General features: G+C 68.9%; 1 protein-coding gene. It reads right to left on the bottom strand.

Features of this window, described 5'->3' with window-relative positions; genetic code table 11:
- The coding region (locus tag WDW90_RS37835; protein WP_336492836.1) for a hypothetical protein at positions 1-297 on the bottom strand (297 nt) is incomplete at its 3' end.
- Positions 298-640: the final 343 nt, after the last annotated feature.

The raw sequence follows: 640 nt of genomic DNA, 5'->3' as shown, positions 1-640 counted from the left end.
CCTCGTCATGACGGGCGCCAAGCCTTCCCGGAGCATGGCCTCCGGCAGGCACTCGGCCTCGGCCAGGACGAAGCTGATGCCGTGATCAGCGCTGCCGCGAGCCGCCTCGTCACGGATCTGGAAGGCCGTGAAGCAGCCGTCAGCCGACTGGAACTGCTCCGTCAGCCGCATGGACGAATCGTAGCCGGGCGCCTCCAGGAGCGCCTGTCGGGCGATGTCGAACACGTCGAGGGCCGAGACGAGGTGAGGACGTGCTGGACGTTCCAGCATGGCTTCGACGAGGGCGAACGGATCCATCTGGTTGCTCCCAGCAGTCTCGGCGGGTGCCGAGGCAATCTGAATGCTGAAAGGCATTTAGGCCGATGGCCTGACGGGGACCGTGATGACGCTCACGGAGCCGGTGCAGCCGGATCTGCGGCGGACCGCCCGCAGGATCAGGGCCGCCGCGTTGGCGGCCCTCGCGGTTGTCCGGAGCCGGCGTTCAAGCGCGCCGGCAATGACCTTCGGGATCATGGGCGTCTTCGGCGACCCGGTCGTTCGGCCCGAGCATCCCCGCCCGGCCGGGTTGGCTGCGTGTGACGGTGCCGAATGACGGGCCGGCGCCTGGGCGGGGTCAGTGTTCGCGCCAGGCCTTTGCGAT

Origin of the sequence: Methylobacterium nigriterrae, from assembly GCF_037106235.1 — a bacterium.
Taxonomy (GTDB): Bacteria; Pseudomonadota; Alphaproteobacteria; order Rhizobiales; family Beijerinckiaceae; genus Methylobacterium; species Methylobacterium nigriterrae.
The sequence above is the reverse complement of the archived record's forward strand: the minus strand, read 5'-3'. Positions and strand labels throughout refer to the sequence as shown.